The sequence below is a fragment of the Mycoplasma seminis genome (assembly GCF_030718845.1).
GTDB lineage: Bacteria > Bacillota_I > Bacilli_A > Mycoplasmatales > Metamycoplasmataceae > Mycoplasmopsis > Mycoplasmopsis seminis.
Genome location: NZ_CP132191.1, coordinates 1,047,471 through 1,064,223, shown reverse-complemented (window position 1 = coordinate 1,064,223; position 16,753 = coordinate 1,047,471). Strand labels below are relative to the sequence as shown.

The 16,753-nt window shown below is 28.0% G+C and carries 7 protein-coding genes; all 7 read left to right on the top strand.

Features of this window, described 5'->3' with window-relative positions; all coding sequences use genetic code 4:
* Positions 1 to 248 precede the first annotated feature (248 nt).
* The 7 genes from Q8852_RS04510 (at position 249) to Q8852_RS04480 (ending at position 16,712) form a co-directional block, all read left to right on the top strand.
* Positions 249 to 2,471: an ATP-dependent DNA helicase gene (locus Q8852_RS04510; protein WP_305937982.1), complete on the top strand. Its 2,223-nt coding sequence runs from the start codon at positions 249 to 251 to the stop codon at positions 2,469 to 2,471.
* Positions 2,472 to 3,026 (top strand): aminoacyl-tRNA hydrolase, encoded by a 555-nt coding sequence (pth, locus tag Q8852_RS04505; protein ID WP_305937981.1) that lies wholly within the window; start codon positions 2,472 to 2,474, stop codon positions 3,024 to 3,026.
* Entirely contained in the window at positions 3,010 to 3,894 is an 885-nt protein-coding gene (gene tilS, locus Q8852_RS04500; protein WP_305937980.1) for a tRNA lysidine(34) synthetase TilS, read from the top strand. The genes pth and tilS overlap by 17 nt, the downstream gene beginning before the upstream one ends.
* 75 nt (positions 3,895 to 3,969) lie before the next feature.
* Positions 3,970 to 6,054, top strand: a complete 2,085-nt coding sequence (gene ftsH / locus Q8852_RS04495; RefSeq protein ID WP_305937979.1) for an ATP-dependent zinc metalloprotease FtsH — start codon at positions 3,970 to 3,972, stop codon at positions 6,052 to 6,054.
* A 53-nt stretch (positions 6,055 to 6,107) separates the two neighbouring features.
* The gene (locus Q8852_RS04490) at positions 6,108 to 7,001 is read left to right on the top strand and encodes an alpha/beta fold hydrolase (protein WP_305937978.1); all 894 of its coding nucleotides are present in this window, start codon (positions 6,108 to 6,110) and stop codon (positions 6,999 to 7,001) included.
* A gap of 310 nt (positions 7,002 to 7,311) precedes the next feature.
* A complete protein-coding gene (locus tag Q8852_RS04485; protein WP_305937977.1) occupies positions 7,312 to 15,723 on the top strand; it encodes an FtsX-like permease family protein in 8,412 nt (2,803 codons plus the stop codon).
* Entirely contained in the window at positions 15,723 to 16,712 is a 990-nt protein-coding gene (locus tag Q8852_RS04480) for an ABC transporter ATP-binding protein (protein WP_305937976.1), read from the top strand. The genes Q8852_RS04485 and Q8852_RS04480 overlap by 1 nt, the downstream gene beginning before the upstream one ends.
* Positions 16,713 to 16,753 lie beyond the last annotated feature (41 nt).

The window sequence follows — 16,753 nt, the reverse complement described above, 5'->3', positions numbered from 1 at the left end:
TATATAAATATGTGAATAATAAACAAGTTTTCCACAATTTTATTAACAACTAAAACCACTAAAAAATAGAGTTAAAAGTATTTACTCCACAAAAATTTAATTTAAATAATTTTAATTGTGGAAAAGTAGGTAAAAATTAAAGTAATAAATTAGTGGAAAAAGTTGTGGATAACTATAAATAAAAACTAGTATTTTTATTTAATAATTTAAGGTATATAAATTAGATAAAACTTTATAATTTAAATAATATGGCGCAGACAGTTTTTAAAGGTAAATTTGTAAAAATTTTAAGTGGCTCAAAAGATCAAAATTGAGCATTTTTGTTATTCAGATCCAATAGTTCAAATATGAATTATCCGGTTTACAGTAGAGGAAATGTTCCTGATTTATTTACGGAATATGAAATTACTGTAAGTGAAAGTCCGAAAAATAAAAATTCATTTATTTTGAACTCATACGTTCCGATAATAGAAAAAAGAGAAATTGATTGAGAAGAATTTATTTCAAAAAATGTACCTAACATCGGGAAAATGTCTGCTAAAAGAATAATTGATGCTTTCGGTGGTGATTTATTTAAATATGTTGCTGATTTAGAAAATTATGAAGCCAAATTATTAAGTGTAATTACATCAAAACAATTAAACTCTTTAGTTAAATATTATGTTGAAAATGAAATTAGAATTAAAGCTCTGATGGGTATTTCTGATGAAGCACATAATAACATTCAATTCTTTTACACTAGAAACATGTCTGACCTACTTGAGAAATTGCAAAAATATCACAACACTCAAGATATGGATTTTGTGGAGTTTTATAAAAATAAAAACCCATATGAGTTATATTTAAATAAAATTTACCCTTCCTTACCAGTGATTGATGAGTTTGCTATTGAAATTGGTTGAGATTTAGCCTCTATTAACCGTTTTGAGGCTTATTTAGACGATATCATGGAAATGATTGAAAATGATAATTCAACGCTTATAAGCTATGAAACAATTGTTGAACAATTAACTTTAGTGTTTGATTATAGTATTAATATTATTTATGAATATTTGGAGTATCTTGTTGGGCAAAATAAATTAATCAAGAAATTTGATACTAATCATAATGTTTATTTATCCAGAAAGAAAACTGTAGATAAAGAAAAGTTCATTGCTAATAAACTTAAATTTTTACACAAAAATAAAAGTTCATTGAATTTGAATTCTGAAAGTGATTATGAGTTAACACAGTTATCGCAAGAACAAAAACAAGGGTACTTTAACTTCATTAATTCAAATGTTTCTATTATTTCAGGAGGACCTGGGACTGGTAAAACATTTGTTATTAAGCACATTTATGATACTTTAGTTAAAAATGAATTACAAGGTGATGTGGAATTTGCGATTTTAGCACCTACAGGTAGAGCTGCAACAAATATTACAAGCAAGATTAAAAGCAGAGTTAGAACAATTCATAGTTTTTTACAAATTGCAAACACTAATGAACAAGTAGCTGATGATCATTTAGAAACTTTAAAAGAAATGAAAATTATTGTTATTGATGAGTTCTCAATGGTTGATATAAATCTATTTGAAAAACTTTTAACAAGCTGTCCAAGGCTTGAAAAAATAGTGTTAATCGGAGATGTTGATCAATTACCTCCAATAGGTCCGGGTGATTTATTAAGAGAAATTATTAAGTCAAATAAATTTAATGTAGTATTTTTAAATGAATTCTATCGTAGTGATTCACTCTCTATTTGAAGACACTTTAATGAAATTAAAAATAATGGAATTCCTGACTTTAAAAAAGGAGAAGTCGACTTATATCAAGCAAGTGATTTTGAAATCAATCAAAAAGTTGTTGACGTCTATAAGAAAGCTGTAGAAAAAAACGGAATCGAAAATGTAATCTTACTATGCCCTACTTACAAAGGGGATAATGGGCTTTATGAGATAAATCGTCAAATTCAAGAAGAATTAAACCCGGATAACGAAACATTTTTATCTTATAAACGTGGTGGTAGAGTTGTTAATTTCAAAGTCGGAGACAAAGTTATACAGCTTGAAAATAGACTTAATGAAGATATTTGCAACGGTGATATAGGTTACATTAAACATGTTGAATTTACTACAAACAAAAGCAAAAAAGATATTTCATATGTTTTAGTTACATTTAAAAGAGCTAATGATTGAGTGACTACAATTAAATATTCAAAATCAGAGTTTGTGGAACAAATAAGCCTTGCATATGGTACTACAATTCACAAATTCCAAGGTAGTGAGCTAGATATTATTATTTTCTTAGTGCACCCAAGTCATAAAAGAATGTTAAGCAAAAAATTACTTTATACAGCCACATCTAGAGCGATGAAAAATCTTTCAATAGTAACTACAAATGATACAAACTATGCAGAAGTAATAACAAAAAGCAATATATATGAAAGACCAATTCTTACACATTTTGCTTATTTCGTAAAAGGAGATTAGATGAAATTAATAGTCGGATTAGGTAATCCTGGTGAAGCATATAAATTCACTCGTCATAACGCAGGTTTTTTAACTATAGATAAAATCTGTTCTAAATTAGATATTGAATTAAATAAAAATAAATTCAATGGTGTATATGCTAAGGTTGATGATTTAATTATCGCTAAGCCTTTAACATATATGAATGATTCTGGATCTTTTGTTTCAGCATTATGTAATTTTTTCAAAATAGCGCCTGATGATGTTATGGTTATTCATGACGAAAAAGACTTCCCTCTAGGCAAAAGCAGTATTAAAGTTGGTGGTTCAGGTGGATCACATAATGGTGTTATTAGTATAATAAATCAATTAGGAAGCCAAGAATTTAAAAGACTTAAAATAGGTATTACAACGCCTCATAAATCAGCTTTAAAAGACTTTGTTTTAGGTAAATTCACTCCAGAAGAAATGTCAGTATTAGAACCAATACTTGATAACGCAGCAAATGCAGCTATATCATTTGCATTTAATGATATTTATACAGTAATGAATAAATATAATGCAAAAAAGAAATAATAAATATTTAATTGCAGTTAGTGGTGGTTCTGACTCAATGTTCCTACTGGATAGGTATAAAAATGAAAATTGTGTGGTTGCACACGTTAATTATCATCAAAGAGATGATAGTGATATTGAAACTGATATAGTTGCAAATTTTTGCAAACGTTATAAAATCCCTCTTTTTGTGCTTCATTTAGCTAAAGAAGACTATAAGCAAGGTAATTTCGAAGACTGAGCAAGAGAAAAAAGATACGAATTCTTTAGAAAAGTTTACTTTGAAAATGATTGCGATACTTTACTTATTGCCCATAATAAAGATGATTTCTTTGAAAGTGCCTTAATGGCTTGAGAATCAAATAAGAAAAAAGATTTCTTCGGTATTAAGAAAAGAAATTTTATTTATGGAATGAATGTTTATAGACCATATGTAAATAAGTATTGAAAAGATGAAATAGCTTTTAAATGTATTAAAGAAAGAATACCATTTCATATTGATTCATCTAATTTACACGAACAATACAAACGTAATAAAATACGTTTAACTTATAGACACCATAAAATTCGTAAAATAGCATGATATCTTTACTTTATGCAACTAAATAAGAAATTACAATTAGAAACTTTAAAGGTTAATTTCTTATATCAAAAATGAGAAAAAGCACAATTCTCACAAGATTTCTTTGAGAAACTTAGTAGTAAAGATAAATTAGTTTATAAATTTATCAACGAACATTATGAAAACATTAATTTAAGCAAAGGGAAAATAAAATCAATAATAAGTTTTATTATCTCTTCCAACCGCACAAGTCAGTATAAATTAAATGAAAACAACTACCTAGAAAAGAAAAAAGGTAAATTAATAATAAACAATATTAGCAAATAAATATCTCTATTGCTAATATTGTTTTTTTAAATAAAAAATATATAATTAATTAATAAAAATTAAAGAAAGGAAAACATGGACTCAAAAAAGAAAAAAACTTGGACTTCTATAATAACTACAATAGTTGTTTTAGTAGCTCTAGGTATTATGATTTATCTAATTGTTAATAAATTTACTGCTCCAGTTTACTGAAATACATCAGCATTTATTGATAAATTAAAAAATGCTAATGATGCAAGTAGTGGTATAGTAGCAAATTCATTTAAACAAATAGACTTTAATCCTTATCAAAATTCTATAACCGGAATATATATAGATGCTAATAATAATGTAATTAATTTCGTGTCTGGTGGAAGTGCTAGATTCATCTCAGATTTACTTGGAAACACAAAATTTGAACAAGTTTTAAGTAAAGCTGGTGAATATAATATTGTTAAAGCTTCACAACCTGGATTCTTTGCTTCATACATCCTACCATTCTTACCAACACTTATCTTTATTATCTTATTATTTGTGTTGTTCAGATATCAAATGAAAATGATGAATGGACAAGGTTCTGGAATGTTTGGAGATAAAAGTCCTGCACAAATTATTAAATCAGATAAAAAATTCTCTGATGTTGCAGGTAATAAAGAACCAATTGAAGAAATCAGTGAAATAGTAGATTACTTAAAAAATCCTAAAAAATATGAAGATTCAGGAGCTAGAATGCCTCGTGGTATTTTACTTGGGGGTCCTCCTGGAACAGGAAAAACACTTTTAGCTAAAGCCACAGCTGGAGAAGCGGATGTACCATTTTTCTTTGTTTCAGCTTCAAACTTCGTTGAATTATTCGTTGGTATGGGAGCTAAAAGAGTTAGACAAGTAATTGCTGAAGCTAGAAAAAATGCTCCTGCAATTATCTTTATCGACGAACTTGATGCTATCGGTAGAACACGTGGAAGTGGTATTGGTGGTGGTCACGATGAACGTGAACAAACACTTAACCAACTTCTTGTTGAAATGGATGGTATTAAAGAAAATTCAGGATTGTTATTTATAGCTGCAACAAACCGTACAGATGTACTTGATCCTGCTTTAACAAGACCAGGTCGTTTTGATAGAGTTATAACTGTTGGATTACCTGATGTTAAAGAACGTGAAGAAATTTTAAAACTACATGCTAAGGGTAAACGTTTTGCTGCTGGTATTTCATTTGATAATGTAGCAAGAAGAACACCTGGGTTCTCAGGAGCTCAACTTGAAAACGTTATTAATGAATCTGTTTTACTTTCTATTAGAGAAAATACAGGTGTGATAACAAGAGATCAAATTGATGAAGCTATTGATAGAGTTATGGCTGGACCAGCTAAGAAATCAAGAACAATTACTCAAGAAGAATTGACAATGGTTGCTTACCACGAAGCTGGACATGCTGTAGTTGGTATTAAAGTTCCTGGCGGAAATAAAGTTCAAAAAATTACTATTATTCCTCGTGGACAAGCAGGTGGATATAACTTAATGATGCCTGAAAATGAAAAATACAACTATACCAAAGAAGAATTACTTGCTTCTATCGCAAGTTTTATGGGTGGTAGAGCTGCTGAAGAAATTATCTATGGACCAGATAAAATTTCTACTGGTGCTTCAGATGATATTGCAAAAGCTACAACTATTGCAAGAAGAATGGTTACAGAGTTTGGTATGTCTGATTTAGGACCTATTAAATATCAAGATGAAGAAGGTTCACCATTCTTAGGTAAAACATTAGCTACATCATCTTCTATTTCAAACCAAATAAGCCACGAAATAGACTTAGAAGTAAGAAAAATAATGTTAGAAGCTAAGAGATTAGCTACAGAAGTAATTAAGGAAAATACAAAATTATTAGAATTAATTAAAACATTATTATTAGAAAAAGAAACTATTGTTGCTGAAGAAATTGATTATATATCAACTCATTTAGAACTTCCTCCTAAGAAAATTGAAGAAAAAGAAATTAATTCACAACCTTTAAATTTAGATGAATTAATTAAAATGACTTCACAAGATTCTAAGGAAGAAACTTCAGATAATGGAGTCGAATTAAGAAAACAAGAAATTTCACAAGCTAGAGATAAAGCAAACATTGACAAGAGACTTGAAGAAATAGAACAAGCTCGTGCCGAAAGTAAAAAATAATATTTAGAAAGATTGTGAATTTAAGTAGCAATCTTTTTAAATTAGGAGAAAATATGGAAGAAATTATTTTAAAAGCAAAAGATGGATATGAATTATCATTACACCTTTTTGAAGTACCAATTCCTAAAGGATATGTACAAATTATCCATGGAATGGAAGAACACCAAGACAGATACAATTATTTTGCTAAAAGATTAAATGAAGCAGGATATACAGTTTTAACAAGTGACATGAGAGGTCATGGTAAAAATGCTCCAACTCTTGGATTCTTTGCTAAACGCAACGGTGACAAAGTCTTATTAGAAGATTACAAACTAATCAACAAATACTATAGAGAAAGATTTAACCAAGAAAAAGTTATTATCTTTGGACACTCAATGGGGTCAATAATTCTTAGAAATCTTATGCAAACAGAGTCTAAATATTTTGAAAAAATTATTTTATGTGGATACCCACAATACTTTTTCGGAACACCTATTGGAATAGGGTTTGCACATATGTGACAAGTATTTAGAGGTCCTGAAACATATTCACCTTTTATTAATTCACTTGCTATTGGTGCATTTAACCGTAAAATTAAAAATCCTAGAACTAGAGTTGATTGAATTTCAAATTCACAAACTAATGTTGATGAATATTTAGCAGATGATTTATGTGGTTTTGGTTTTAAAATAGCTGCATTTAAAGACTTATTCCACTTATCAAATAACCTTAGAAAAGTTAAAAAATATCAAGAAGTTAATAATGTTCCTGTATTAATGATTAGAGGTGCAGGAGACCCATGTACTGGTTATAATAAAGGTGCAAAACAATCAAGAACATACTTAGAAAAAGCTGGATTTAAAAAGATTAAATACATCGATTATCCAAATTGTAGACATGAATTATTAAACGAAGAAATTAAAGATATTGTTATAGATGATATTATTAGTTTCTTAGATAAATAGTGCTTTAAGTAGCTGAAATAAAGTGTTTTTCTCAGTGTATTTTAGCCTTAATTAAGTTTTGAACATAAATACAAAAATAAGTGTATTTACCTGTTTTTGTGGTTAAATAAAAAAACAAAACTCTTATATGATGAAATACAAAACACTAATTAAAAATATAAAAAATTACTTTTATACCTAATAAATAAGGGTAAAAGTAATTTTTTTAATAATTATTGTTCTGTTGTAGCTGCACTTTGCCTAAAGCTTGAAAAAATAAAAAATGTTTATAATTTAATATATTAAATTATAAGCACATGATTGGAGAAATATGAAAAATCTATTTAAAGAAGTTTGAAAATCGTTATTTAAGAATAAAGCAACTGTAGCCGGACTAACTATTTTAGTTTTTTTAACTGCAGGAATTTTTACATTACTTCATGATACAGCACGTTCAATGAAGTTACAATACAATCAAATTAAAAATGAGTCAAAGGCTCATGATTTAACTATCGACTTAAATCTCTCAACCAATGCAAAAGCTTATAATGATGGATACTTAATTAATGGATTAGCTCAAGAAGAAGCACTTCCTGATGCATATAACAAACCACTTCGTTACATTGCGAGTGATTATAATAAATTCTCAAACATCATCAATTTAAAAAATATTGATGAAGATTTTATTTCACTAAGTAATTTCGTAGATGATCCGCAGTATTTAGATAAATATATTAAGAAAACTGATTTTATTAAAATGTACAATCAATTTAAATCAGAAAATGAAGCAACCAGCAGTATTAAATTTGATTATACACAAGCTAAAAAATACTTTACATTAAATTCTAATTATGTAATGGATTTATATGCTAAAAGTGTTCAAGATGGTCATGATATTTATTCAATCGCTTCAAGAGACGTTGAATTAACTCCTGATACCGAATTACATTTTGATAAAGAATATAAATTATCAGATATTGCTTATTTATCAACATATAATAACAAAATTATATTGTCACAATTAAGTGTAATGTTTATTAATGCTAAAACTAAAGAAGTTACATTTGACTTACTTAAAGGACAAACATGAAAGAAAACTGGTCCAGTAATTTTAGTTAACCCTGAAGATTTAGCACCTAAACTTGGATTTACATCTTACAATGGTAGTTCAATTATTTTTGAGATGCAACAAAATCCTAATTCCGACATCGTAAAATATCAAGACAATAATTTACTTGATGTTATGAATGAAAAGCTTGCTACAAGTGTTAAATATAAATCACTCAGTTCAGAAGAATACAAAGTAGCTAAAGAAAAAGAATTCTTTATTTTTGCTCCTAATCAAAAATATAATATTCCAGTTAAATGAGCAGCTAAACAACAAAACATTGTTTATTTCCAAAGAAAAGTTTACCAATCTACATATATAGATTACAAAAACAAATGAGACGGTGCTTATGCTGGTTTCATGGAAAGCTTATTAAAAAATAATAACGGTGAAATTCCTAGTCAATTTAGACAATTTTCGTATTGATCAAAAAATATCTTAAATTACATCTATTCATTTGATGTTAATGGAGCTCTTATTGAAGATAAAAATTCACCTGAAACTTCAAAAACATCTCAAGATACATTTATATCAATGGATGAAATTTTAGATGTTAAATTATCACTTGCACCTATTGATCAACAAATAGGGGTTGCTAATGCAGAAAAAACTAGTTTAGAATATATAAACAGTATTATAAATAAGGCATTTATTATTGTTAATGATTATTTAACACATAACAAAACTGATAGTCAATTAAGTAAGTTTGTTACAGACTTAGATACATACATTAAACAATCATATGAAAAATACCAAAACCTTAAAAATGGTGAATATGCAAAATTAGAAGAATTTTATAATGAAATGTGCGCTCGCATAAGCGAAATAGAAAAATCAAATAATATTGCAGCAACTACATTATCAAATAATTTACCTAAATTAGATAATAAATCTGGTACTAAAATTCCTAATTACAAGGCATATAGTTATGAAAAACCAAGAACTATTGCTGAAATGGAAAATATTAAATCACCTGCTGATTTAACTCAAAGTGTTTATAAAAACCTAATTGATAAAAATATTTTAGTTAATACATTCTCTATTATTAAAAACGGAGCATTAAATATTGTTAAAAAGAATATTTATGAATCTGTTAAAAACTTTAAATATACAGTAGATGGTAAAGAATATACCATTGGTGCAGATAACATAGGGATAAAAGAACAACTTACAATCGATTCATTTGATGCTAATACAAATGAAAAAAATGTTTTCCAATTTGTAAATATCGGAAATAGCGATAATGAAATCAACGGAATTGCTAACAATATTAATAAATTAATAAATGAAGCAAAGAAATCTACAAATCTTCGTGAAACATCACTAGAAATTGATAATTTCTTTAGAACTAAACAATTAGATTATTATGTTTCAAAAGTTATCTTAGTTAATGCTATAGAAAACATTACACCAGATCCTAACTACATTAAGTCAGATTATCAATATAACACAATGATGCTTAAGAACTATAACTCAGGTAATTTAATACCTACAATGGTTAAGGGTCAAAAGATTTATAAATTAGCTAATTTTGTTGAAAATGCTACAAATGATACTCCGTTATCTGAATTTAATAATTTTGCTAATTTAGGCATTACAGCTATCAAACAAAATGAAACATACTTCTATGTATTAAAACCTCACTTTAATGTTGAAGGTAAATTAGCTTACTGAGAAAACATACCTTTAAAAGATCCAAGTGTTAAAGATGAAACAATTATTAAACAACTTAATAACGGTATGTTAAATACAAATAACTTAGAAAGCTTCTTAAGAAAAAATAAATTAGTCTTAAAATCAGAATTAAATCCTCACGGGTGAGTAGAAGCTGATCCTGAGTTTAATAATGTTGTATATGTTCCCTTTGCATATAGAGGACCTTCGCTTGAAGTTATGAATGAAGCTTTAAATCAAGGCTCTATGACAAAAGCAGTTGACAACATGCAAAAAGCAATGCTTGAAATGGACCTTGTTAAAGAAGGGTTTATTTCAAAAGATGTTGTTTATGCACTTACTGATGCAATCGATTATTCATTCAAAGTAAATGATTTCGCTTCAGTTTTCGCTTCTGGTCAAATTAAATTAAGTTATGTTCCTAAAATAGCATTTGATACATTCTATAAAATGTCACATAACATTAATGGTGATTACTTAAATAAAATGCTTGTTGGTATCTTGTCTCATGCTAAACACATATTGTCTCAAATTCCAACATTAGAAGGCCAAAAACAATACTTAGTAGCACAAATTACTTCATTCTTTAATTTAGCTGGATTAATTGGAAATGATAATTTAAACTCAATTATTTCACCTAGTGGATTAGTTTATGCATCAAAAGATCCTGTTAAATTATTAGATTATTTAATTGGAATTATTAATTCTATTGACTTTATTAAGTTCACAGACTTTACAAACAATTTCTATCAAAATGAATTCAATAAAGAAATTGAAGATACAGTCAAAGACCCAGTAACTGGTAAAGATATAACAGTTAAATACAAAAGAAGAACTTCATATCATGAATTAGTTATTTGATTATTAAAATCAATTGATTCAGATATGTTTAAATCAAACCTTAAAAACATTATTAAGAACTTAGACTTAAAATCATTAAATGATGAAAATAATGTTAAAAGTCCTTTACACACAGTGCTTAAAAACATGTCATCTCTTATTAAGAATATTATTAATAAGATTGATATTTACAAAAATACAATAAGTGGTGTTGAATACTTAATTGATGCATTTGATATTAATTTATTTGCAAGTTCACTTGAAGCAAGTGCAAAACTTGAAAAATTTTATTCAAAAGGAATTGTGTTCGATTATAGAACTCAAAGAGAAACAAAAATCCACTTATATTCAACTGCAATTTCTTTATCTAATGTTGATTATATTTATGCTTTACTTAAAGCATTCTTCACTTTACCTGGTTCAAATAAAACGTTTAAAGATGAAGTTATTAAAATGTTTAATCTTTCAGGTAAGGGATATAGTGTTGATTTAGGAAATAATAGTTATATAACTGTCCCTGCTCCTGATAATGAAAAATTAGGATATTTTGACTTAATTAATAGTTTACAAGGTACAAATGCCTCAAGCAATAGTGCAAGTACATTAACTAAGTCAGAAATGTTTGTTAATAAATACTTAGCGGTATTGAATAAACAACAAAGTGATGAAGTATTAAACTACTTTATGTTTAGCGAAGCTGAACAACCTTTAGCAAGCTATATTTTAAGAATAAATAAAGACGACAACATAATTACAAAAGAAGATGCTTTAGTACTATTAAATAAATGAAACGATCTTTTAGCAGTACTTAAACAAAGTTCAGTAGCACCTGTACTTGGAGAAAATTCTTCTATTGCTGATGTTATCTCATGATATGCTAATGTAAATGCTGTTGATAGTAATTTAACATTTGATTTAATCAAAAATATACTTTCAACATTTATTTCTAAGTCATCAAGTAAGATTGATTCATATTCTTACTTAAGTGAAGGATATCCACTTTACCAATTTTGATTTAGTATTTTTGATCCAGAATTAAAAATGGATGTTAACCTTAAAAAAGCCTTTGCTAATGAATTGCTAAATATTGCTAACCAAAAAGAAGTGCTTGATAGTTTTAATTCATTTGAATTATTCCAACCTTCAGCAGATAATATTACTGAATATCAAACAACTAAATTTGGTATCACAAGATCTATGGCTAACATAATAGCAATGAAGAAGAATTTCTTTGAAACAGATAAAGATGGAAATTATACAAACCCAATCTTAAAACAATTAGTTAATAAATTCCCTGATTTCAAATCATTTATTAAACACAATGAATTTAATATTACACAAAGCTTTGCTTATATTGGTTCATCACACTTATATAACAAGGTTACAAATTCATCTACATTTAATGCTCCTGAAATTTCGGAGGGTGATAGGCATTTTACAACATTTAAATTTGATAACGCAGATTCAAATGCAATTTATACATTAATTAATTATTCATTTGTAAATCCTGCTTTAATTAGTCATTATGCAGTAATTAATGATATCTTTAAGAAAAGCTATGCACAACCATCATTATTACTATTTGGTATCCCTAACTTCGTATTTTCAACTGTAATGATTAAAAACCATCCAGAATGAGTTGTTTGATATTTAACAGATACTAATACATTAGGAAATCAAGCAACTAATAATGCAAACTTAAGTTACTTAATTTTGAATAAATTAACTAACTTTGAAGAATTATTAAAAGAAAATAGTCAAGCTGTTTATGATTTAATCGCTAGCTTAGTACAACCAAGTGTTCTTTATCCAGTTATCGAAAAAGAAGCTAAAGTTTCACTTGCTATCGATAATGATCAACTTTACTATTGATTAGATAAAAGTAAAAATGCTACAGATAACAAAACATATGAAATGTTTAATGTTAACTTAATTGATGATTTATTAAAAGCTATCAACACAATTACTGGCCTTAATAAGATGAATAATATCTTAAGATTTGACCAAATCGGTTCTTATGTAGCCAAAGCAAACTACGCATGATTATCACGTAATCACAAGAAGATTTATAATGGTAAATTACCAACTGACCCATATAAAATGGTTTCACTTCTATCACTTCTCCCTGAAGAGTTCAAAATCAATGTTAATGGTTCAGAATATATCATTATTGGGGATGATTTAACATACGATAACATTTATCCAGTACTTGATGAAGCTAACTTGCAACTTAACCCTTCTTCACAAGCAATCGTTTATGTTAACTCACAAGGGTTCGATAGAATTAAACAAGCTTATAGAGGAAACTTAGTTAAAGAGTACTTACTTATTAAAAACCCAACAAACTTAAGTAATGAAGCTTTAAAAGAAAAATTAGATGTAATTCTTAAAGAAGAAACTAAGAATGCTGATGACTTCCAAAGAGTATTCTTAGATGATGAGCTTGATATGCTTAACCCTGAAAGAAGTATTCGTGTTACAGCAATGAAAGGTATAGTTAAATCTGTTGACTATGCTTCAAAAATCCTTCTTTCAATCCTTGTTGCATTAGTAACAATCTCAATTATTTTCATTATTAAACGTTATATTTCAAACAAAAATAAAGTTATTGGTATTTTAGTTGCTCAAGGGTACACACCACTTGAAATCGCAGCTTCTATGACTGTGTTTGCATTCTTCACAATCTTTATTGGAGATTTACTTGGATATATCACAGGATTCTTACTTCAAGGAGTAGGGCTTAGAATACTTGAAAATTATTGAACTGTACCAATAGAAACCTTAACCTTCTCTTGAGTATCGTTATTAATTAATATAGTTGTACCATTACTTGCAATGTGTGTGCTTATCATAATTGTTTCACTTCGTTCACTTAGATTTAAATCAATTGACTTAATGAGTGGAATTGTAGAAGTTGCTACAGGTGAAGTGTATAAGAAATATGCTAATGGATTTAAGAAATCAAATGTTAAAACTAAGTTCTCAGCATCATTAATCTTTAACTCATTCTGAAAACTTTCATCATTTGGAATTAGTATTATTCTTACATCACTTACAACTTTATTTGGATTTGCTACATTTGGTGTGTTTGAAGAATCAATTAATAAAACATATCAAAATAGAACATACAATTATAGATTTGATTTATATTCACCTACACTTGAAGGTGGACCAATTAATCCATATAATCCAACTAATATCAATAACAACTTATATGTACCAATTGGAGGTCTTTCTGAATTAGACCAATTCCAAGCCGCATACTTTAAACCTGGATATTCAGCAGCTGTTAATAAAGATGGTAAAAATGGTCAACCAAATGAATTTGACGGACACATTATTTCTCAATTCTCAGTTAACGTGCTTATTGATTCAGTAGTTGGAGTTGACCCATGAAATTCAGTGTATAACTCACTTCCTGATTCTCAAAAAGCTAGAATCTTAAAAGTACGTAATGAAGTTGGTAAAGCACTTGAACAAACTCAAGAAGTAGTTAAATATAAAAATGGAGAAATTGATCAACAAGCAACAGCATTAGCTGATGTTGATAAAAAAGGATTCTTCCAATACTTCCCAGATGCTGATAATGTAATGAATGGTAAATTCTATTACATGGAATTTGAACCACTAGCAATGGGGTATTCAGCTAAAGTAATTAATACAGGTAACTATAGAGATGCTTATAGAGAATTCCTTGTTAAAGGTTATGATAAAATAGCTAAAAATAACAATGAATTACTTGCTAAAGATCCTAAAGCTAAAACAATTAATGACTTCTTTATTGGATTTGGCGGTTTATACCTTAATGAACAATTTGATGAAGTATATACATATGTTGATTCAAATATTACTGCTATTAAAGGAAAACATAAAACTACACCAATTAATGCAAAAATGTATGGATATAATCCTGCATCAAAACAAGTTAAAATTATTTCTACTAATGGGGTTGATTTATTAAAACAAATCAATGATGAATACAATCAAAACCCTAATGCTAAGACAATTCCATTAATTATTAATGAAGTTGTTGCTCAAACATATGATTTAGGTATTGGAAAAACAATTGAAATAATGCCTAATAACACTGTGGATAGATATCAAAAAGAATTAAACAATGAAGTTGGAATACCTGCTACTTCAAACTTACAAGCTAATAAATATGTGCTTAAAGTTGCAGGAGTTAACCCTTCATACATTAATAATGAATTTATCATTCCACATCAATTTGCTAATAAGATTCTTGGATTAAACACAATGAAATTTAATCCTGCATATAATAATGGAACACCATTTAACGGAGTGCTTTCAAATAACCCACTTCCAATGCAAATCTTAAACAATGCTTCACTTTACTCAATTAGTGGATATTGAGCAAGTATTGATACATTTGATACTGCTAAATTGACTGAAAAAGCTATGGGTGAATTATTTGACGGAATATTTGGTTCTAAAGTAATTAACCCAGATATGCCTAATGGTGCAATGAGAAATATTGGATATAGTGATCAAGAAATTGCTAAATTCTTAAACTCAAATTATTCAGGTAGTGATGATGTTAATGCAATTCAAGAAAACTACCAAATAGCACGTGCTAATGCACAAAGCAACATTGAAAGATTTGCTAAGATATTTGAAAACAAATTATATGTACCTTCAGCAGCTAGTCTAGATTCAAAAGATATTGAAGTTAACTACACTATGACAATAGCTAAAACGGTACAAATTGTGGTTACATTAATTACCATTTTAACATTCATTGTTTCTATAGTAATATTAGTAATCATCTCAACAATTTTAATTAATGAAAACGAGAAAAATATCGCTATTTGAGCTGTGCTTGGATATACTGGAAAAGAAAAGATTAGAATATTCTTCTCAATCTATATTCCGTTTGTTATTATCTCAATCCTGATCTCGCTCCCTATTGCATTTGGATTAATCTCAATCTTTAGTTCATTCTTAACAACAGCGGCACAAATTGCTATACCACTTGCAATTACAGCTGCAAATGCATTCTTAACAATTGGAGTTATCTTATTTGTATTTATCGCAACAGCTTCATTTGCATGAATCGTACTTAATAAAATCAAAGCTATTGATTTATTGAAAGGAAAATAATGAATTTAGAAAATCAAGAAAAAGACAATTCTCAATTAAACACTGCTGAACATACTCAAGAAAATACATTAGAAACTCATATTGAAGAAGAAGTTGTTTTAACTAAAAAAACAGCCGATACTAAAATAACAGTTAAAAATGTTTTTGAAGTATTAGACTCAGATGGTGGTGCTAATAAAATTACTGTTGATAGATCTATAGCTAAAAAACTTAGAAAAGCAGCAAACAGAAAACGTCCAGCTGATGATCATAAAGAACTTAAAAATAGTGAAGGAAGTATTATTGAAGTTAAAGATGTTTCAAAATACTACCTATCAGGAAACACTGTAACTAGAGTTTTAAAAAATATTTCACTAGATATTAAAAAAGGTGAATTTGTTATGATCTTTGGTAAATCAGGTGGGGGTAAATCAACACTTTTAAACCTTATTTCAGGGCTTGATAGACCTTCAAGAGGTGATGTTATAGTTTGTGATAATAACTTACCTTATATGTCTGATAATCAATTAACTTTATTCAGAAGACAACACGTAAGCTTTATCTTCCAAAACTACAACTTGCTTCAAAACCTTAATGGTTATGATAATGTTGAAACAGGTGCCTGATTACAAAAAGATAAAGAAAAACAACTTGATATAGATAAGCTATTTGAAGAATTTGATATTGTAGATATCAAAAACAAATTCCCTTCTCAAATGTCTGGAGGTCAACAACAACGTATTTCTATTCTACGTGCTTTAGCTAAAAATGCTGAAATCATTTTTGCTGACGAACCTACTGGAGCGCTTGATGAAGCGACTACAGAAATTGTTCTTTCTTACTTATATGAAATTAACAAGAAATATGGAACAACAATTGTTATGGTTACCCACAACCCACTTGTTGAACCAATTGCTGATAGAATTTTCCATGTTAAAAAAGGAAGAATTTCTAAGATAAAAGCAAATAAAGAAACAATTCATCCTAAAGATTTGAATTGAGCAGAATAATATGAAAGCTAGCGCAAGCTGGCTTTTATTATGCTTTACAA